A 19,644-nucleotide genomic window follows, 5' to 3' on the forward strand; every position below is an offset into this window, starting at 1 on the left:
AGACGCTGCGCTCTCACAGGGTGGTGGTGCCACGCCTGAAGTTGTCGCCGAGACCGTGGAAACGAAACTCTCCCAGAGCGAGGACTTCGCCGAGAAAATCGCTAGTAACGACGCCCTCGCTGAGGCACTGGCAGGCAAGGAGGCGTTTGTGGATAGGGTGGCCGATCTGGTCGCCGGCAAGACTGGTGCCGGTGAAGAGAGCATCGAAGATGTTCACGGAGGGGACTAATTATGGAAGCTACCATCTTCGATGAAACTATTCACAAGGGTCAACAGCGTATCGGCGTTCGTGTAGTTGACAATAATAGCACTGAACACGAACTCTCGATCGACAAGTACGGCGAGATCTATATTCATGAACAAGACGGCTACCCAGACGTGCCAAGTGAACGGTCTCCTGACGGCGTACGCAACGTAACACAGGCCCAGCAGTACGCCAAGTACTACGTCTACAAGGACTGTGGCTACCCGACGATTTCGCTGCAGGAAGACCCCGACCGCATTACGCTCGTCGCACTGATCGTCGCGGCGATGGACACTGAGACGTTCGAAGAGTACTTCGGTGACTTCTACCAGCAGTTCCGCCACCATCACGAAGACGAGGATCCAGCCATCGAAATCCCGGATGACCTCTACACCGAGGATGTCTTCTACTACTACACGACGGGGATTTTCCTCGGCCTGGACGAGACTGCCGAGGCGGACCTGATCGAGCAACTTCAGGACGAGACCGTCCAGGAGTATCTCGAGGAAGCCGAATCGATCACGGGAAGCGGCGACGTTGCAGCCATCGCCGACGAACTCTCGGCGCTGGCTACCGAGCACGGCTTTGGTGGCGGTGACCTCCAGACGCTCGCACCCGAGCAGTGGATCGAGACGACCTCAGGGCTGCACGTCAAGTGGGAGATCGGCGACGAAATTTACGGCGAATTCAACGGCGAGCCCGACCTCGACCGTGGGCCGGACGCCGAACTGGAGTTAGTGCCCCACGAGCCCGAGTCGATGGAGGCTCTCCAGGAGTACGCAGTGCACAACCTGAAGTGCCAGATTCGGGACTGTTACGTCTACATGGGCGTTACGCCGCCGGAATCCGTCCGAGTCACCGGACCGGGCAAGAACCTCTTTACTGGGCTCTACCAGCGATACGACGGCTGGCAACCGTACTACGACTCAGACGCCGACATCGACTGGGAGAACGTCTAACGAACCGGTACGTTCTTTTTCGCTGGGTCCGGATTATGCACCAATTCCTGATTGATGGCGACCGTCTCTCACGAACCCGCACGCGTCACACGGCAAACCGGCGGCGCGGCTATCAGCACGATGCCTCAGGAAGGGACTGACCTCGAGATTGATCCTGATCCGCAGTTGGAGCGGGAAGCTGACGAGGCGGCGCAGCAAGCATTGTCTGGTGAAGAGCCACTGGTAGTCAATCGACTGGGGACGGACGTGCACATTCAGCGGACACCTGCTGAAGTCAGCGTTGAGAACAATTACAAGGGGATCAGCGACCTCGTCGACGAGGTCGCCAACCTTCGAGACCAGGTTTCCGAGAACACCCAGACGATTGAGCAGACCCGATCCTCGCTCGGCTCTCTCGAGGACGAGGTCCACTCCGGTCTGGGAGAGAAAACCGCTGGCCTCGCCGCCGGTGGCATCGGAGCCGGAGCCATCGCGCTCGGCCGAGCGGGTATGGAACCTGCCCTTCAGGAGGGCCTTTCCGAGACCGCGATGAATCCGGAACTGGGTGCCCCTACGATGGCTGCGGCCCTGATGGCTATCGGTGTCGGTGCCGCCAGTACTGGTGCGAAAAGTCTCTGGGAACGGGCCAAAGAACGGTTCTCCCGGGACAAGGCTGATAAAGAGGAGAAGTTTAACTCACAAGAAGAATCCGACGAGAACAGTCTACTCGGGAAGGTAGGATTGTGACAATGAACGCTGAAATAAAAGACGAAATAGAAGAAGGTGTGGGAGTAGTTGTTACTGATAACCGCGACAAAGAACATAGAATGGTCGTGGGACAGAGAGGGAAAATTAAGGCACACAAAACAGACGAATACCCAGATCCATCTGATCGTACCTTCGAAGAAGACGAAAGCTTCTCGCAGGCCCGCCGCTTCGCCCGTTGGCACGTCTACCGCGAGACGGGCTACGACACGGTCCCGAATCCCGACAACCCCGACCGCATCGCGGCTGCCCTGATGGCTGTCCTCGACCTCGAGGACGAGCAGTTCGACGAGTACTTCGGGACGCTGTACGAGCAGATGGCCAGCCACGAGCGGGCCGATCTCACTCCGGTCCTCGACATCCCGAACGAGGTCTACAACGAGGAGTTCATCGTCTACAAGCAAAATATCTACCTGTCGGCGGATCTCGACGCCATTCAGGAGCAACTGCAGCGCCCGGCGGTTGATGTCCTCGGCGAAGACACCATTCAGGAACTCGTCGACGCCCAAGGCCAGGGACTCGTCGCCAAAGCTCGGTCGCTCATTGGCGGTGGAACTGACCAGACTGACGACGAGTTCGACCCCGATATTTCCTTTACGGACCTAACTATCGAGGACTGTTCTGGGATTGAGACGATGTACAGCGAGCCGGACGGCTACAAAACCATCGAGGGAGAAGATCCGATCAATCGTGAGCCAGACGCCCGGATCGAGACGCTCCCGATGGGCTTCACCCGACCACAGTTCCGTCGGCACGTCGGACATACTCTCGTCTGCCAAATTCGCGATTGCTTCGTCAGCATGGGGTTGGAGCCGCCGGCTCAGTACCGCGTACTCGGGCACGGCAAGTTCAAGTACTCAGCAAAGTACCGGGATTTCGACTTCTACCCGGACTACTGGGACCACGACGCCCGCATCTCGGGCTACGTTTCGCCCGTGTAGGGCGGAGTGGCACTGTATCGAATCGTCGAATTACATTACTGGAATGCGAAACGTGTGATCGATGTCACCCGTAGCAAGGGCCAACCACTCACGCAGCCGATTCAGCGTGCACTCGAGGAGCGCATGGATGCGGACTTCTCAAACGTGCGCATTCACACGGGTACGAAAGTCGCCGGAGCGGCCGACGCGATCGATGCGAAGGCGTTCGCCTGTGGGAACGACATCGTGTTTCCGCTACCGGATAGGAATCGAGGACGGCTTCGACCTGCTGGCGCTCTTCGAGGGTGTTTGTTGCTTTCCCGACGCCAATGTAGAGTTTCAGAGCGGTCATCGACGGGATCACCAACGAAACACTCTCTGCTTCAAGTTCCCGTTCCTTCTGGATGGTTGGGTCGACGTCGTCGATGATGTCCAGAACGAAGCTCGTGTCGACGATCATTCGAACCGCTCTGCAACCTCACGGACTTCGTCACGGTCTGCCTGATCAGCGGTCTCGATTGCTTCTCGCATCTCGTCCATCTGGTCGTCATCGGAGACATCACGGAAATCGCGGAGACCGCGGAGCGACCGTCCGCCGATGAGCCTGTTCACGATGTCACTGAACGACTCGTCATCACGCTTGGTCGCTTTGATGCGTTCGTAGACATCGTTCTCGAGACGGCTCTGGTGTGACATCCCCGACAACGTTGACGCTCTATGAGAATTACGGTTGGAGTGCGTAGCTATCGAAACGGCTGGTGTGATCGTCCTGGTTGCTGTGTTGATCCCTGCCGTTCGTCAGGCTCCAGACGCGTCACACTCCCAGCATCGCCCTCCCACTCTTCCCGTGGGAACACGGGCTCACTCACCTCGATTTTGGAAATTACGATTTTGGAAATCGTAATTTCTGTTTCCACCCCAAGAACTGTCTCACACGATGTGACTGAGTATGGTGTTCCGAGAACCGATGTGCTTACATCAGTTATATAGTAACACTGATGACAAGAGTACAGTTATGACTCAAAATATCTTAGTGACAAGTATGCCTATCGATATCGAGACATTCAACGAACACTCTGACACTGAACTCAAGGGAGAGACGAACGCAGAGCGGGTTATCACGTATCTGGCCCGAAACGATGACAAGGCGTTCACACCCTCCGAAATAGCTGCTGGAGCAGGAGTGAAGAAGGGTTCAGTCAGTACTGTCCTGAGTCGTCTGGAGGATGCAAACCTGGTTCGGCATAAGGGGGAATACTGGGCGATTGGGGATATGGACCGCGTCCGTGATGCGTATAACTTCCACAAGACCGTTCAGCGACTAAATGAGCAGTATGGGTCCGAAGATCCCGAAGAATGGAAGGAGCACGCAGTTGACTGATTTACCCATGTAGGGTTGCGAACTGGACGGGAGCCTTCTCCAACGACCGTCTGTCCCCACTCTACGGGATCGTCAATTCTGGTTCCAGTGATCTCGTTTCCAGAGGCATCATGGGGGAAGGTGTCGATCATACACATTCCGTCGGTGACCGACTGCCTCGACGATGAGAATATCGTCGTCGCGATCCCAGGTGATGATCGCTCGGTAGTCACCGGCACGAAGTTTGTAATACGGGTAGCCGGAAAGACGCTCGAGTCGGTGTTCGGTCCAGTCAGTCGCCTCATCAGCTTTGTTCATTACACGATCGGCGACTTGTGGGTCTCAGTTCTCGAGATGACCGATCGCTTGTTCAGTGTACTCGACGTCAGTCATTCAAGCCGAGGCGATCACGAACATCATCAGCAGATTGCGTTTCAGCCTGCTTTCGCTGCTCGCGGCTCTTTACAAGTTCCTCGAGCGTTTCGTCGGAGAGCCTTGCCGGTGGATCAATCCAGTCGCGGAGTGCATCGCGGACCGCCTCCGACCGCGAGGTGTACCCCCGACGCTCGTACTCCTCGTCGATCTTCTCGAGGAGCCTGTTTGGAACCCGGATGTCGATTTTGGTAGTCCCGTTGCCGTCACCGGCATCACTGGTGTCAGTACTCATTACTGTGTGAGACGCTCGTCCCACAAATAACTGTTTCCCCTCTATTCTGGAGCTGTGTTCGCTACACTGTGTCTCGAGGTATCCATATCGTGCTCAGCAGAGAGCACGCCGGTACCGATACAGATCGTTATCCGTAGAGCACGTCGTCGATGTCGCTCTCGTCCGTTTCGACGTCCGACCGGAACCGACCACGACGCATTGTTTCTTTCTCGTCTTCCGAAAGGGGTACGGACGACTCTCGGAACGAATTGATCACGTCACTGCGTGATTCGTACGCGTCGTTGATGAGGTGGGCCACCAGTTCCTGTCGCGTGACGTTCCGTCCCGTCTGGAGCCGGATCTCCGCCTGGAGTTCCTCGAGCCGCGATTTCGCGTCCTCGTGGATCTTTACTTCCGTGGTCATACGCTATCGTTTCATCTGTAACTGGATACCCGTTTCTACGCACTCCTCGTTAGTGGCTATTGTTTCATACGCTCTGTACAAGCGGTCTCGAGTGCTGTTCTTGTTATTTATCGGGAATCAGCATCACTCACAACGCGGCGTTTCAACCCTGCCAACCGTGGGGGCGGGGAATCCGCCTCGCTACCTAGTTTGAAACCACGTTGCAACCTCCTGCTGAAACCGGTCGAACCACTCGAGATCCTCCTGCAACACATCGTACACGAGGTCGTGGTCGATATCCCCGTACCGATGGGCGAGGTGATTTCGAAAACCGACAGCTTCCGCGAGCTTCGACCCAGTTTCGGCCGCAATAATATCGGCCTCAACGAGCGCTTCGATTTCCTCACGTGAGGTTTCGGCGGTCCCGAGGTTCTCGGAAGCCCGGATATGACTCGCCAGATCGATACAGGATTGGATCGCGTTCATCAATGACCGTTCGACAGCACGCTGAAGAACGACATCTTCGAGATACTCCGTTCTGGAACCATCGCTCATCTCCTTGCATTCGTTCGTGTACTGATTGATCAACGCAAGCCGGTCTCCAACTACTTCTTCGTCGACCATTAGACATCTCCCGTAGCGAGTCGGTCGATGAACTCGCGTCGCTGTCGCGTGCGCTGTTCGTGGGCGTCCTCGACGCGCTGTGTAAGGCGTCGTTCGTCTGCCGCTTTCGTTTCCTCGTCGCCGTACACCAGCCACCCATCTCGAAGCGCGTTCAGCGCGACGGTATCGGGTACCGCCTGTCTATCACTGACATCGACGAACATCTCGGCGTACGACTGGAGCTCGCTATCGATTTGATTGCGCCGCCGAAATCGTTCGTGCCGAGTACAGTCGTCTGGAAACCGAACGCAAACGTCGAGGTCCGACGCCGGTGACGCTGTTCCGCTCACGTGCGATCCGAACAGCACAGCATACTGTACGTCGGCATCAGCGAACACCGATCGAAAGCCCTCGAGATCGACGCCAGTGAGGCTACCATCTGACTCCGGAGCGTCGCCTCGCATACGTTGGGGTACGTGTTGGACCGCCTTATACTGTCTGCCACGAGAGTACTGTGCCGTCCGTTCGTGATGCATTGGTCAGCACACACCCACACTCGCGGAACCTGTCGCCCGATCTGTACGTTTCGCCCGGTCGCACTCGAGTGCACTCCATCAGACTCGCTGTACTCAGAGACTCGCGTAGGACTGAGCCGTGATCAATTGTGGGTGTGCTTTGTCTGTCGTCAGCCTTCACTTTCCAGGAAACAAGTATTAATATACCAAGAATTCAAGAGTTCGTGTATGATCAACTCGCTTCGAATCGACGGTGTCCAGAGGGACACGCCATGAAGAAACGTCGTACCCGAACCGACTCGGACTCAGAGAGCGAGGACGGACACGAGCAGCGGCAATCGTCGCAGTCGCAGGCTGGCGGCCAGCCTATCGCCCGAATGCCGTCGGCACAACCTGACCCTGCTTTCTCTGGGGACCCTGTCCATCAGGCTCCGGACCCATATGCACATGCACATGCGTCACCCGAAGCAACACCTCCAGGCGAACCCGTTGTTCCGGGCTACGGTTCCACTGCAACAGAGACCGAAACGCGCGACCACCACATCCAGCGCGCACTCGAGGGAACCGACACCACGCAGGACGAGGTTCCTGATACTGTCCTTGACGTGCTAGGCGAGGGTGGGAAACCACTGGAGCAGCCGATTCAGCGGGCACTCGAAGAGCGCATGGGCGCGGACTTCTCGAACGTTCGGATTCATACTGGTGGGAGGGCTGCGCAGGCAGCTGACGCGATCGACGCGAAAGCGTTCACCTGTGGGAACGACATTGTGTTCAACGCCGGCAAGTATGATCCCGAGTCGGGCGAGGGTCAGTTCCTGCTGGCTCACGAGTTAGCACACGTTCGCCAACAGACTGGCGCGGCAATCAGCATGATGCCCCAGGAAGGTGCTGCTCTCGAAATCGATCCCGATCCGCAGTTGGAGCGGGACGCTGACGAAGCAGCACAACAGGCGCTCTCGGGTGACGAACCACTGATCGTGAATCGGATGGGGACAAATATTCACATCCAACGAACTGGGGCCGGCGCACCTGTCCCTGGTGCTGGTGGCCCTCTGGTCGAGCAGATACGTGAACTCGAGGACGATACCGAAGACGATGAGGGGATTACCCTTCGGAAACTCTTGAAAGGCGCAGCGAAAGCGGGTATTTCGACAGGAATAATCACGGCTCTAGTCCAGACGAGTGCTCTCGAGACGGGGCTCACTGACCCAGAGACAGCAATGATTACTGGAGCAGCGAGTGTTACAGCCGCGACAGGGCTCACCGCGAAACGATTAGCCTATCGCAAACTTGATCCACAGATTTGGCGACGTATCTTCGCTGCTGCTGGCCACGAGGACCTGCTCGCAAACATTCTTCGGAACCTCGGTCATGAACCCGACTGGGCAGAAGATCTCGGGACGGGTGACTCGCAAGCAGACGAATTGGGTAGGTGACCGTAATGGATGCAATCATCACTGGCGAAAACGACGAACGGGTTGGACTCTATGTAACCGATAATGCTGGAGTCGAACACTGGATAGAAGTCGAGTTCGACGGAGAGATCCAGTATCATGAGCAGGAGGTATATCCAAACAAAGGATCTAAACGATCAGATGAAGAGAACGTTCATGTTGCTCAATCTCGACGATTTGCTCGCTATCATGTCTACCGTGAACGTGGACATCCGACGCTCGAGCCATGGCAGACGCCAGAGGGCCCTGCAATTGTCGCTGCTAGTATCGCTGACCTGCCAACGGAGACATTCGAGCACCATTTCGGGACGTATTACCAGCAGTTCCGAAGCACCATTGACGCAGATAGTAACCCAGTGATCGATCCGCCGGAGGCCGACGGACTAACGGCATACCTGCAGTACGTTTATTTAGATATTGATCTGGAGTCACTCCTTGGTCAGCAGGTAGTTCGGTCTCTCGCGGCAGTGTTGGAGGCGAGCCATGATCGGGCAAAGGTAACTCAAGCCATTAGGGAAGCGCTCGAACAGTCTGGAGTCAATGCTGAGAGCTTCACAATTGCCGATGTTTCTGACCTCGGTGTGCTCTACCAGACACGTACCGGAGACGAGAAACGTGATCCCAGACGATCCGATATGGGTGCGCCTGACGCCCGGTTAGAACTGTTTCCCATCGACGCGCCTTGGGAAGCGTATCTCCCTGTCGAAGGGTTTCAGATGCTTGTCGTCCATCACCTCCTGTGCCAGACACGGGACTGTTATCTTCAGATGGGACTTGAACCACCCGCGTCTGTCAAGATTCTTGGTACTGGAACATTCCGTCAAACCGTTCGAAACGAGCACCTTGAACAGTACGAACCTGTTCATTACACCGATTCATCAGTCGATTCCTATCGTCTCCCCGATCTTAGTGCGCTGGAACGGTGACTACTGCCGGACCAGTCTTGGCCCAAATCCGTACTCAACCTACCGTCCAAAATATGGTTCTCGGTTTCCTCGTGCCTCATATTGACGTGTTTTTGCGAGAGTCGGCACAAATCAAGGAAGTCGAGATAGATCCCGATCAGCAACGTGAACGGGAGGCCGACAAGGCGGCAACGCAGGCAGTCTCTGGAGAAGACCCGTTGCTTGTCAACCGACTGGGTACCGACATTCATATTCAACGAGTCGCAAAACTGGAGGCATTGGAGACGTTGGCGATGTTAGAACTCGAGAACGAGGAGTCGGCGGATCTAAACGAATTCCGTGAGGAGCAAAACACCCATCGCATCGAATATTTGCGAGAGGCACTCACTGAGCACCAAGCTGAATTCACCGACGTGGTTGCCGAGGATGACGAACGCAGTGGTGTCAGCGAGCGCCTCGATTTGAAAACACTCGACAACAAACTGGCAGACAAACTCCAGGATGTGGGGTTGACGGACGATCAGCGACAAAAACTCGAGCGAGGGATCGACACCGGTGACTGGGTCGATTTCGGCACACCCGCTGCCTCCTCTCTAGTTGGGCAACTGCTCACACCGCTGGCAGGGTTGGCCACGGGAATCGGCCTTGTTGGCCTAAAAAAGTGGTTCGGTAGCCTAGACGGTGAGATCGAAGCGCGTATGGAGAAACTCACTATCGAACTCGAAGAACGAGGTTACTTGACTGGTGATGGTGCCCGGCCTGATAGCGTTCCTACGAGTGGAGAGGTAAACCCATGAAAGCAGTCATAGGCGGTGAAGATGAGGATGGGGTTGGTCTCCGAGTGATCGACAATGATGATGTCAGCCATGGTATCCATGTCGCGTTCAACGGAGAAATTAAGTATCACGAACAGGACGGATACTCGGACTACCCATCAGAGCGCACACAGGCTGAAAACGAGCACGTCCGGCAGGCCCGCCGCTTCGCCAAGTGGCACGTCTACCGAGAGCAAGGCTACGAGACGATGCCGCGGCACGAAAACCCCGATTGTCTTGTCGCCGCCATGATCGCGTTGTCCGCACTTTCTGAAGACGCCATTGCTGACCGATTTGGCGACTTACGGTCTCAACTCGAAAGCCACTACAACGGCTCGTCCGTTCAGTTGCCTTTTGAGGACGCCGATCCCGACGACGTGCTCATCTACCGAAAAGACCTCACCCTCTCACCGGACCCGCTTGCAGTTGAGCCACCACTGGCCGACCAGTACGCTGCTCTCGTCACAGCGATCCAAGACGAAGCGGAGGCCGTCCTTACGGACTCCGATGATATCGAACAGCAACTTCTCGAGTTGTTCAACTACGAAGACCGCCTTGAAGCCGAACTCCCGTCCTTCGACCTGGAAACGGTTTCAGAGATGCATTATCTGCACACCGACGGCAAAAGCGAGCAGACGAAGGGAGCCAAGTCGTCCCTCGACCGCGAAGCCGACGCTCGGATTGAACTGCCACCGATAGACCTCGATTCGTTCTCACTCTATCGGCTGCTGTTAGTGGCGAACCTGAGTAGTCAGATCCGCGACCGGTATCTGATGATGGGCGAAGAGCCGCCAGAAGCGTTCCAGCACCAGGGCTTTGGTACGTACCGCGGTACAGTCAAACAGGAGATACATGAGATCTATGATCGATACTATCTGTTCACTGAGTCAGTGAATACGTGGTCATCGACGCCTTTCTGATCATCACGTCCTTCGATCGCCTGTGACAACAGTCGCGGACCGCCCCCGACTGCGAGGTGTCCCCCCGACGCTCGTACTCCTCGTCGATCTTCTCGAGGAGCCTGTCTGGAACCCGGACATCGATCTTGGTGGTCGCGTCGCCGGTATCATTGGCTGTACTCATTACTGTGAAGGGTGCCTACGCCACGAATAACCGCTCTCCTCCCTCCTGTGAGCGGGTCTGCACGCGGACGGATGCATCACCGCTGGCTGGGTGACCGTACTCGAGTACCCCGTAGACCTGGGCGACGCCACCGGGTTGCTCTCGTCGGTGGCGTGGTGGTTGTACTCGAGTTCGGCTGCGACCTTGTCTGCCGAGTCGGTGACGTGATTATCGTGCCCTCGGCGATTGACTGCACCTCGTTTTCAGCGAGCTGGTGGTCGCCGGTGAATTCGTTGTAGTCGTCCTGTAGCTGGTCACCGATGGAGGGGGACAGTTCTCGTCGTAGGTGGCTCCGTAGTGAACGCTGAGGTCGACGGGAGCGGCGAGTAAGACGAAAGTGATACCGAGTCAAAGGACAAGGCCAATTCTCCTTCTCACGTTCTAATAACAGCGCTAGCGTCGCTCAGATGACCAGAGTAATCTATATTATAGGAAAAGGTTCCGGGGTATGTTCTCCTGAATAAATTCTATTTTGCGGTCTGACGATAGGACGCAAGGCACTGTCTCGATGAGAATTTGAGGAATGAGCAGGTGGTGGCGAGAAGTGCTCATGCAACTCGCCAATGTGCCCAGAGGGACCTCAAATGTGGACTGGAACGAGGTTTGGGTGACCGAGTGCACCTGATACCCATCAGGGTGTTCGGGGTGCGACTCCATTCGATGGGATTGTCGGCCCGGTTCGAGATCTCATCTTAACAGAATCAAATATTTAATTCACGAAGGTGAACCAAACAGTTGAAATCGATCCTTCGAGAAGTACACTTACTCGTAGCGATGGTAGTTGAACTCCTCTCCCTGATCGTCTTCTGGGGCGCACTGTATTTACTCATACATAGCTATGCCGTTTATGCACTCTCTATGTGGATTGGCGGCCGTATACGGGATCGGGCACTCACCTCTTCTACCTCTGAGTTACCATCTGTCGCCCTGATTATCGCTGCGTACAATGAGGAGGAAATCATTGGGGAAAAGATTGAAAATAGTCTCCGCTTAGCGTATCCAGATGAGAAACTCAGAATAATCGTCTTTTCTGACGAATCATCTGATCGCACTGACGATATCGTGGAGGGGTACGCTGACCGCGGCGTTGAACTCATCCGAATTGAGGGTCGCGTCGGAAAGACATCTTGTCAAAACAAAGTGGTTGAAATGGTCGACGAGGACATCCTTGTTTTCTCCGACGCAAACAGCATGTATGAATCGGACGCGATCCAGCGATTAGTGCAAAAATTCGACCCCAATGTCGGGTGTGTAGTCGGAGAACTTCGGTATCGTCAGTCCAGTGACGTAGAGGGTGAATCTGTCTATTGGCGATACGAATCCTTGATTAAGCGCCTCGAATCACGCGTCAATTCCCTCGTGACTGGTAACGGATCTATTTACGCGGTCCGTGCTGAGTCGTACGTCCCACTTCCTCGAGAAGCCATCAGCGACTTCGCCGAACCATTAGAAATCGTTCGCCAAGGTGAACTCGTCACATACGCTCCAGGGGCAGTCGCGTGGGAGGATACCGAAGGTTCATCGACGTCGGAGTTCCGCCGGCGCGTTCGTATCGTTACGCGGTGCTGGCATGCGATTGCGAACTATCCTGACCTATTAAACCCACTTCGACATCCGTTGTTCTCGTACCAGCTCTGGTCACACAAAGTGCTTCGCTGGTTGTCCCCTGTCTTGTTGATCCTAGTATTAATCACAAATGTGGGACTCGTTGTAACGACCGGCTCAGTGCTCTATCAACTTCTATTAGCTGGGCAATTTGGCTTCTACTTCCTTGCGGGGGTTGGAGCATTAGCAGAGCGACTCGAAGTTGATGACCCATTGTTTACGCACGTTCCTTACTACTTCCTTAGCGCCAATTACGGAATGCTTCTCGGACTGTGGAACTTCCTTCACGGATCAAATATCGTGGTCTGGGAAACTTCGAATCGAACAGCGGAAGAAAACAAGTAATAGACGCTATTTCGAAATAACCCGTGGTAGTAGTCTAATGAGACCTACAACCCGTCCGATCAGCAGTGCACCGACTGCGAGTGTGGCGACGAGATGGACTCCGATAGACTGTTCGACATCTCGATCGGGTGGTGTCTCAGTTTTCTTCTCTGGCTCGTTGTTCACTTCAGTGAACATGAATCGCAGTGCCTTCAGTGGGAACCGGGCGAGGCCAGCGAGGATTGTCCACACGGTTGTCTGATCATCCAGATACCATATTTCGGCACTTCCGTTCCCGACACGATACATCTTCTTTAAAAGTGGTTGGAACTGTCGAGAGGGGTGGTTTACAATCGCGTCTGGCGAGTAAGCGATCTTCATTCCAGCGTTCGTTGCTGCTCGTGTCCAGTACACGTCTCCACCTGAGCGCAGGTTTTGGGGAAACGTACCGATTTCGTTGACGACTGTTTTCCGTACGAAGAGGTTTGCTGTCTTCCCAACACCTTCGGGTACCGTCTTATCGTTGCGCATGTTCCCCATCGCGTCAAACCGTTCTGCAGGCGTTCGGTCAGGTGTGAACTCAAACCGCACCCGACCAGCGACGAGATCTGCGTCTTCTTGGGACATCGTTTCAACACCAGCTGCAACCCACTCCGGTTCAGGGGTACAGTCTGCATCGACGAACGCCAGAACATCCCCATCTGACGCTTCTATCCCTTTATTTCGTGCGGCGTACGATCCCTGAACCTCGTCTTCTACGAGGAGTTGTACAGAAAAGTCCCGAATAACATCTCGCGTCCCGTCTGTGGATCCGTTGTCGACAACTAGTACTTCGAATTGAGTCTCTGGATATGCCTGTGACTGCAACGCAGTAAGACAACTTCGAATCCCCTCTGGATCGTTGTAGACCGGAATGATGATGGAGACGAACGGATTCTCAGTATCAATTGTCATCGTCTATATCTGTCTCAATAGAAAGTTCGATATCGGGAAGTCGAGTCGCTTCGTACAGTCTAGCGGTCAGGGTGGCGGGATCAGGATTATTGCGTGACATTTCCATCGTTTCTGGATCAAGCGTTCGCCGGAACTGCTCTTCTAACCACCATTTTTGGAGGTCCCTGGCGTCATCAGCGAAAACGTCTAGAACATACGCCATCTCGATTCCCGTGCAATTATACGGGTAGCCGTAGGGATTCTTGTCGAGTTGGTCTTTGAATCGTTCACTTCGGGCATACGCGAGCGCCCGTTCGAATTTTTCGTGTCCCCAGAACGGATGATTCGGGAAGTATTCGTGGAGTACCGCGAAGGCGTACATATTGAACGAATGGTAGCCGACTGACGTTTCTTTCATCGGGTCGCCTTCTTCACCGCCGACAATTGCCTGTGCCACGTTCGAAACCATTTTGTGCGCAACACCAGAACGGACGCCCTCGGCAAATATTTTCGCGTACTTTTTGATGTCGAACTCCGGTTTGAACGGGTGGAATATCAACCCAGACGGATAGAGATTCAGGTTGTCCGGGAGTTCCTCGAGGAATCGTCGGACTTGTTCTTCGACGATTGGACTCGCCTCGGTGTGATCAGCAAGGAGTGCACCGGCCATTGCAAACCATAACTGGTGGTTGAATGTCTTGTCGAGGGATTGGAATTCGCCATCGATATCAACGTATTTCCACGCCGCGAGTTCCTCGTCGAATGGATGGAGGAGAAACACTTCCTCTGCAAGCGCAACCAACTCCGGCCGGTCGAAGTATTCTGCTGCTTCGACCAGCGCCTCGATGGTCCACGCTTGTCCGATCAATCCGTTGCAGCGGGATTTCTCGTGCTCGCGTAGGTGGTAGAAGGTTTCTTCATAGGGACGGACTTCATTTGATTTCAAATACGAAATTATTGACTCTGCTACCTCCCGATGAGCTTGGACCTCATTTCTTTTCAAACAGTATATTGCGGTTATTAGGGCATGAGATGAATTTCTAACCGATGTCTGTGGATTCTTCCAAGGCCCATTTAGCCCTGCTGGGAACTTCCCGTCTGTTTCTAAATCGTCAATATGATTTTCTATAGAGCCAACCAGTACCTCATCTAGTATTGTTTCTGTATTCCCTACCATTCTTTTGCTAGTAATATACCTCACGGCGATAGTCATGAAAGTTATTATCCGCGCACACTTCGTTCACTGGAATATAAGCAGACCATCATTTGATTGCATTGTATTTACAAACTAATCTGCTTTCAAACCGCCCGTGAAGCCTCTGTGTGCTTAATATTGGAGGTGGGCTAAATTCGGAATGCACTATATGTCAACAACTGTTTAGCGATTTCGTGAATGGTTTATATTAGAATCCACTTGTTGTAGCCATGGTTTCGCATATTGCTATTTATAATGGCCAATTATCTGCTGGCGGAGCTAATAGAATGTTATTCCATATTTCTGATCACTTAACAAAAAAAGGCTACAATGTTGACTTTTTAGTTTCTAATGCGTCTGGAGATTTTGCAGACAAAGTTCCTGAAGGAGTATCGCTCATCAATTTAAAGTCAGATCGGGAGTTAGCATCGTTACCGAAGATAAGTAGATACCTAAGAAAGACCGAGCCGGATATTCTTCTCTCAACAACCCACTCGTCAATTGTTATTGCTCACCTTTCACTCATAATTTCCAACTGCGAGACTGAAATGATTTCCCGTCAAGGAACGGTTCTCACCAAACACTTTGAAAACCAAGACGGAATTAAAAACAAAATTGTATATGAGTTAATGAAGCACCTGATACCAAGAGCAGACAAAGTAATAGCAATTTCAGAGGGGGTTAAGACCGATCTCGTTCAATGTACTGGATTATCTGAATCCGACATCTCCGTCATCTATAACCCTGCAATTACCTCTGTAGCGGACATCGAACAGAAAGCACAAGAAGAAACCGAACATCCATGGCTATCACAAAAAGACAATCCAGTTATATTAGGTGCGGGAAGGTTAGTCCAACAAAAGGGATTTTCAACTCTATTACGGGCTTTCAAATCTATTACTGACACAAGGGACTGTCGACTTATTATTTTAGGCGAAGGCGAAGACCGAGGAAAGTTGGAAAATTATGCCAAAGAGTTGGGAATATATGATTTAGTGTCTCTCCCTGGTTACATTGATAACCCATATTCATATATGGGATCTGCCGATGTTTTTGCATTGTCCTCTGAATGGGAAGGCTTTGGTATCGTTCTCGTTGAAGCGATGGCCTGTGGAACGCCTGTAGTGTCTACTGACTGTGAAAGTGGCCCTGAGGAAATATTAGAAAACGGTCGATTTGGACCGCTGGTCAATGTCGGTAATTATGAGCAACTAGCTGATTCTATACAGGATATGCTTGACGATCCTATCCCTGGATCAATGCTGAAACAAAGAGCTGAAGATTTCGATTTAGATAATGTACAACAGTATGAAGAGATCATATACGAATGAATGAGAAAGTCCAATTGTGTCCCGCGAACCACATCGTCTATGAGTAATCCACACTATTCACAAGGCATGACTAACATCAAGAATTTATCCCTAATATCTGGTCTTTTTTATATTTTGATTGTTGCGGGAACCTTTGTTTTGTTAGTGTATTTGGGAGAGATGGAATTTTATAACATAGAGTTCAATGGGGCGAAACATCTATACCCGGTAGTTCCTCTCGCAGTTTTGTCTGCTATCCCACTAATTACTATGCCTGAAGAAATAAAATCTCCTTCTGACTTAATTATATGGTCTGTATATATGCTAATGTATGTGCCCTCAATAGTCACATCGCCATATGTTATATCTTCTAATGGTCATACTCTGTTGATAATATCGATACTGACCTTCTGTATGATTTTTCTTGGTGGGAATTTATTCCCCCAATTGGTTGTCAGACCAAGACCAAGTGTATCTGGAAATGTTTTTTGGATATTCATTTTATTGATAGGGTTCTTTATAGCATTTACTACAGTATTATCCCTGGATTATAGTCCAGGAATACCAACAAGTACACAAGAGATCTACCAGCTCCGGACTGCGTATTCAGCGACGATATCCGAACTTAGTCCAATCCAATATAATATTGTTCATCGAGGTGTATTTTCACTTAACTATGTTGTACTCCCTACTATTCTAATATATTCTTTAATTACTAAAAAGAAGGCATATCTCTTATTATCGCTTCTTGGATGGTTATGTATATTTATATTCCTTGGTTTACAGGCAGCACTATTGATACCATTAATGATTATTTGCTTGTTCCTCATACTATCCTATTTTAGTTATGTAGTTCCATTTGTTGTGATTGGTGTGCTTCTTGGCGCTATTTTTTCGCTCATTCTATATATGATGGGGAACAGTTGGTTTCTGCACTCCTATAGGAGAATAATATTTGTCCCGCCAATAGCAGCGAATTACTATTTTGAATTCTTCTACATGAATGATAAGATTTATTTGCTGGGTAACACTCTTGGTTATTATCCTTATGAACAGAATCATTTATACTTAGTTAGTGAACAATTTGATCCAGGCGCTTCTGCTACAGGGAACCCATGGGGTGTCGGATATGCAAGGTTTGGTATCATTGGAATAATCCTTTTCACTATTTTATTGAAGATATTACTAACAATTATAGATTCGCTATCTCAGGATATTGACTCAAACCAATCAATATTACTTATTGCAGCCTTCACATTCCCTATCACTAATAGTGGTCTTCTAACGGTACTAACGTTCCACGGAATGGCACTAATTATAGTAGTACTATATCTATTACCATGGAGAACGTATGAATATAAATTAAGTGATTGATAAATATACTGTGCGAACTACTAGATTGAGTCCCCTTGGTTGAGTGACTCGGCCGGCGGTTGATCAACAAGTGTTTGATGACTTCGGTGGCGGTTGTGGTAGCGGTGTAGGCAGCCAGCCCGCGCTCGGCGCTGACTTGACTACCGTTTCAGGTTTTATGGAATCGTTGAATTCGCATTGTATAGGTCTGAAGAGCATTTCTACGAGGTTGCGGTCAGTGTAGTTGAGATTGCCGTCGAGATCGTGCTTGTAGGCGGTTAGATAGCCTATCCCATCAACGAGAAACTCCACGTTGGAGACGCAGTATTTCTTCTTTGAGTTTGCTGAGGACGCGTTCAGCCGGGACTCAACCCTTGTGTCTCGAAAAGCGTGTATGCAGTACGACTTTTGAATCAACATCGATTGCCGCGTAGAGCCACGTTTTCTGTTCATTTTCGAGTTGAATCTGTTTTCATCGATAGCGACACGCTCTGGCTTAGCGGTGAAATTGTTTTCGTAGGAGTCGCCGTAGTCTAATACCAGCGCTGGATCGTAGCTCGGCGTCTGTTGACGCCGAACCATTCACGGTAGTCTCGAAATTCCGCTAATGAAGCGGCTCTAGCATGAGTAGCGTACGTCAGCCTGATCAGCTAGGCTGGCTGTGTGCGTCCGATAACTATCCAAAAACGTCACATCATAGGAGCTCGTTACGTCAATCTGGTGTTCTTTGAACAGCATGTTCCTATTTCCCTCGAAGAACTCCGTTCCATTCAATCCCAATCTAGCAGTGCCTCACCGGATGACATCCCGTGCCTGTTCAACAGTCTTCATTCTTAGAGGCGAATACAGCAAAACAAATGCACTATATAAAGTTGCACCTACGAATACATACCCTGCCAAGTGAATGACCGTAGTTATTTCAATCCAGTTATTTGCTATGTGGAGTGAAAAATACATTGCGAGTGACGATAGTAGACACCAGCCGAGTTCATAATAGGGCACTCGGATAGAAATTATCTTTGATAAGTAATAAGTTCGATGTATTGTACCGATGGTCATAGAGAGCGTCGTTCCTAAAGCGGCTCCCAAGATCCCAAAATGCCATATGAGAATGATATTTAGTACAAGATTAGCAATGATATCCACGAGAGCAGCATGTGTAACCAAATCAGGCCGATTCAAGCCAAGGAGCGATTTGCCCACGATTTGTCTAATAGCTCGGGGGAGTTTTCCCGCTAAAAGGATGATAAGTGCTAACCAAGCGGCTGTGAACTCTTGACCGAAAATCAAACCAAGTATTTCTTCCGATAATAGAATCCCTCCAAAGAACGCAGGGAATACAAATACGAGTGATGGTGTAATAATTTTTGGTAGTAGTCTTTCAAGTGACTCTTTCGAATCTTCTGACTCCCAGGAGCTAATCTGGGGAAAAATAGTGGTTCCAATTGCACTCGTAAGTAGCAAAACAGGTCCAGCCACACGCCATGCAATTTCATATGCCCCGACAGCTGCTTGAGTGACGAAGAATCCGATGATCAAAATATCCATCCAATTATGGACTTGCCCATCAATTTCAGGGATAATGCTATACTTGGCATAATCAACCAGAGAACGGGCCTGAGTGATCGTTGGTTGACCAATACCAACTGATGTCTTACAGATCGCCCAAGCGAGTTGAACCCCTTTCCCAACGATCACACCATACACGAGTCCGAAAACACCAAAATCAAACTGAACAAGAAGAACTCCGAGACCGACCCATGTGAAAGAATATGCAAATTGAAGAGTAGCTGTTTCTCCAACGCGGAGTTCCCCTTTCAGTACATTCATCATCAGCTCTGCTGATTCCTGTAGAATAATTGTAATAATAAGCAGTCCGGCGACATTTGCACCAATATACTGATTGAGATATGATTGAAAAACAAGGATACTACCCGTGACCAGCAAGAGTAGTGTTGCCTTCAAAACAATAGCAGTTCCTATAATTTGATCTGCAGGACCACCCTCGCTGATTCGTTTTTCAACAGCAATCCGGGTACCTAAGTTAGCCGGAAGTTCAGAGACAGCGAGTACTGCTTGGAACAAAAAAAAGATGCCAAGTAGTCTTGCCCCCAACTCTTGTGCAAAAAATGCTGTACCAACAAAAGTCAGCAGGAGACTGCCGACTCTTGCTGCGGCAATTTTAAGACTAGACCGAGCAACGTTCATGGTATAGGTAACTCAATCATTAAAAA

At 51.4% G+C, this 19,644-nt stretch carries 22 protein-coding genes and 3 pseudogenes; 13 read left to right on the plus strand and 12 right to left on the minus strand.

What is annotated here, in order from left to right; genetic code table 11:
* The 5 genes and pseudogenes from C483_RS20175 to C483_RS19695 form a co-directional block, all read left to right on the plus strand.
* Positions 1-229 (plus strand): hypothetical protein (locus C483_RS20175; protein ID WP_006651445.1); only part of this gene is annotated, 229 nt, incomplete at its 5' end.
* A gap of 2 nt (positions 230-231) precedes the next feature.
* Positions 232-1,203, plus strand: a complete 972-nt coding sequence (locus C483_RS00820) for a hypothetical protein (RefSeq protein WP_006651446.1) — start codon at positions 232-234, stop codon at positions 1,201-1,203.
* Positions 1,204-1,257: 54 nt separating this feature from the next.
* Positions 1,258-1,929 carry a hypothetical protein gene (locus C483_RS00825; protein WP_006651447.1) on the plus strand — a complete coding sequence of 224 codons (672 nt, stop codon included), beginning with the start codon at positions 1,258-1,260 and terminating at the stop codon, positions 1,927-1,929.
* Between the two features lie 80 nt (positions 1,930-2,009).
* The gene (locus C483_RS00830; protein WP_006651448.1) at positions 2,010-2,888 is read left to right on the plus strand and encodes a hypothetical protein; all 879 of its coding nucleotides are present in this window, start codon (positions 2,010-2,012) and stop codon (positions 2,886-2,888) included.
* A 69-nt stretch (positions 2,889-2,957) separates the two neighbouring features.
* Positions 2,958-3,119, plus strand: a pseudogene (locus C483_RS19695) (eCIS core domain-containing protein); the annotation flags it as partial.
* Here the strand turns inward: C483_RS19695 and C483_RS21205 are convergent.
* Together C483_RS21205 and C483_RS00835 are read right to left on the minus strand one after the other, a co-directional pair.
* Positions 3,094-3,327, minus strand: a pseudogene (locus C483_RS21205) (PIN domain-containing protein); the annotation flags it as partial. The pseudogenes C483_RS19695 and C483_RS21205 overlap by 26 nt on opposite strands.
* A complete protein-coding gene (locus C483_RS00835; RefSeq protein WP_006651450.1) occupies positions 3,324-3,563 on the minus strand; it encodes a DUF7557 family protein in 240 nt (79 codons plus the stop codon). The gene C483_RS00835 and the pseudogene C483_RS21205, both read right to left, overlap by 4 nt.
* Positions 3,564-3,909: 346 nt before the next feature.
* Here C483_RS00835 and C483_RS00840 point away from each other — a divergent pair, with 346 nt between their 5' ends.
* Positions 3,910-4,248 carry a MarR family transcriptional regulator gene (locus C483_RS00840; protein WP_049912362.1) on the plus strand — a complete coding sequence of 113 codons (339 nt, stop codon included), beginning with the start codon at positions 3,910-3,912 and terminating at the stop codon, positions 4,246-4,248.
* 108 nt (positions 4,249-4,356) lie between these two features.
* Here C483_RS00840 and C483_RS00845 read toward each other — a convergent pair.
* The 5 genes and pseudogenes from C483_RS00845 to mntA all read right to left on the minus strand — a co-directional run bounded on the left by C483_RS00845 (position 4,357) and on the right by mntA (position 6,343).
* Positions 4,357-4,620: pseudogene (locus C483_RS00845) on the minus strand (type II toxin-antitoxin system RelE family toxin).
* The gene (locus C483_RS00850; RefSeq protein WP_006651453.1) at positions 4,613-4,894 is read right to left on the minus strand and encodes a ribbon-helix-helix domain-containing protein; all 282 of its coding nucleotides are present in this window, start codon (positions 4,892-4,894) and stop codon (positions 4,613-4,615) included. Before C483_RS00850 ends, C483_RS00845 begins: the two are co-directional and overlap by 8 nt.
* 127 nt (positions 4,895-5,021) lie before the next feature.
* Positions 5,022-5,297 carry a hypothetical protein gene (locus tag C483_RS00855; RefSeq protein ID WP_006651454.1) on the minus strand — a complete coding sequence of 92 codons (276 nt, stop codon included), beginning with the start codon at positions 5,295-5,297 and terminating at the stop codon, positions 5,022-5,024.
* A gap of 180 nt (positions 5,298-5,477) precedes the next feature.
* Positions 5,478-5,900, minus strand: coding sequence for a type VII toxin-antitoxin system HepT family RNase toxin (gene hepT, locus C483_RS00860; RefSeq protein WP_004213510.1), 423 nt, complete (start codon positions 5,898-5,900; stop codon positions 5,478-5,480).
* Positions 5,900-6,343, minus strand: a complete 444-nt coding sequence (gene mntA, locus C483_RS00865) for a type VII toxin-antitoxin system MntA family adenylyltransferase antitoxin (protein ID WP_006651455.1) — start codon at positions 6,341-6,343, stop codon at positions 5,900-5,902. The genes hepT and mntA overlap by 1 nt, the downstream gene beginning before the upstream one ends.
* Positions 6,344-6,666: 323 nt before the next feature.
* Between mntA and C483_RS00870 the strand changes: the two genes are divergently transcribed.
* From C483_RS00870 to C483_RS00885, 4 genes are read left to right on the plus strand one after another with little or no spacing between them, the layout of a single operon-like run.
* Positions 6,667-7,830, plus strand: coding sequence for an eCIS core domain-containing protein (locus C483_RS00870; protein ID WP_006651456.1), 1,164 nt, complete (start codon positions 6,667-6,669; stop codon positions 7,828-7,830).
* Between the two features lie 5 nt (positions 7,831-7,835).
* Complete coding sequence (locus C483_RS00875; protein WP_006651457.1) at positions 7,836-8,774, plus strand: hypothetical protein; 939 nt, start codon at positions 7,836-7,838, stop codon at positions 8,772-8,774.
* Positions 8,775-8,827: 53 nt separating this feature from the next.
* Positions 8,828-9,550 (plus strand): hypothetical protein, encoded by a 723-nt coding sequence (locus C483_RS00880; RefSeq protein WP_006651458.1) that lies wholly within the window; start codon positions 8,828-8,830, stop codon positions 9,548-9,550.
* Entirely contained in the window at positions 9,547-10,488 is a 942-nt protein-coding gene (locus C483_RS00885) for a hypothetical protein (RefSeq protein WP_006651459.1), read from the plus strand. Before C483_RS00880 ends, C483_RS00885 begins: the two co-directional genes overlap by 4 nt.
* On the opposite strand, the gene C483_RS00890 is transcribed toward C483_RS00885, so the two are convergent.
* Positions 10,448-10,651, minus strand: coding sequence for a ribbon-helix-helix domain-containing protein (locus C483_RS00890; RefSeq protein WP_006651460.1), 204 nt, complete (start codon positions 10,649-10,651; stop codon positions 10,448-10,450). The two genes, C483_RS00885 and C483_RS00890, sit on opposite strands and share 41 nt — an antisense overlap.
* An 813-nt stretch (positions 10,652-11,464) precedes the next feature.
* Here C483_RS00890 and C483_RS00895 point away from each other — a divergent pair.
* Positions 11,465-12,640 carry a glycosyltransferase family 2 protein gene (locus C483_RS00895; protein WP_006651461.1) on the plus strand — a complete coding sequence of 392 codons (1,176 nt, stop codon included), beginning with the start codon at positions 11,465-11,467 and terminating at the stop codon, positions 12,638-12,640.
* A gap of 6 nt (positions 12,641-12,646) precedes the next feature.
* On the opposite strand, the gene C483_RS00900 is transcribed toward C483_RS00895, so the two are convergent.
* Both C483_RS00900 and C483_RS00905 read right to left on the minus strand, forming a co-directional pair.
* Positions 12,647-13,573, minus strand: a complete 927-nt coding sequence (locus tag C483_RS00900; protein ID WP_006651462.1) for a glycosyltransferase — start codon at positions 13,571-13,573, stop codon at positions 12,647-12,649.
* Entirely contained in the window at positions 13,563-14,765 is a 1,203-nt protein-coding gene (locus C483_RS00905; protein WP_241431456.1) for an agl cluster protein AglQ, read from the minus strand. Before C483_RS00905 ends, C483_RS00900 begins: the two co-directional genes overlap by 11 nt.
* 212 nt (positions 14,766-14,977) lie before the next feature.
* Here C483_RS00905 and C483_RS19260 point away from each other — a divergent pair, with 212 nt between their 5' ends.
* Together C483_RS19260 and C483_RS19770 are read left to right on the plus strand one after the other, a co-directional pair.
* Positions 14,978-16,078 carry a glycosyltransferase gene (locus tag C483_RS19260; RefSeq protein ID WP_083860374.1) on the plus strand — a complete coding sequence of 367 codons (1,101 nt, stop codon included), beginning with the start codon at positions 14,978-14,980 and terminating at the stop codon, positions 16,076-16,078.
* 66 nt (positions 16,079-16,144) lie between these two features.
* Positions 16,145-17,431 (plus strand): hypothetical protein, encoded by a 1,287-nt coding sequence (locus tag C483_RS19770; protein WP_152419807.1) that lies wholly within the window; start codon positions 16,145-16,147, stop codon positions 17,429-17,431.
* Positions 17,432-17,494: 63 nt separating this feature from the next.
* Here C483_RS19770 and C483_RS19265 read toward each other — a convergent pair whose 3' ends face one another.
* Together C483_RS19265 and C483_RS00910 are read right to left on the minus strand one after the other, a co-directional pair.
* Entirely contained in the window at positions 17,495-17,992 is a 498-nt protein-coding gene (locus C483_RS19265) for a hypothetical protein (protein ID WP_206537393.1), read from the minus strand.
* Positions 17,993-18,202: 210 nt separating this feature from the next.
* Complete coding sequence (locus C483_RS00910; RefSeq protein WP_006651465.1) at positions 18,203-19,618, minus strand: flippase; 1,416 nt, start codon at positions 19,616-19,618, stop codon at positions 18,203-18,205.
* Positions 19,619-19,644: the final 26 nt, after the last annotated feature.

It is taken from the genome of Natrialba hulunbeirensis JCM 10989, from assembly GCF_000337575.1.
Classification (GTDB): domain Archaea; phylum Halobacteriota; class Halobacteria; order Halobacteriales; family Natrialbaceae; genus Natrialba; species Natrialba hulunbeirensis.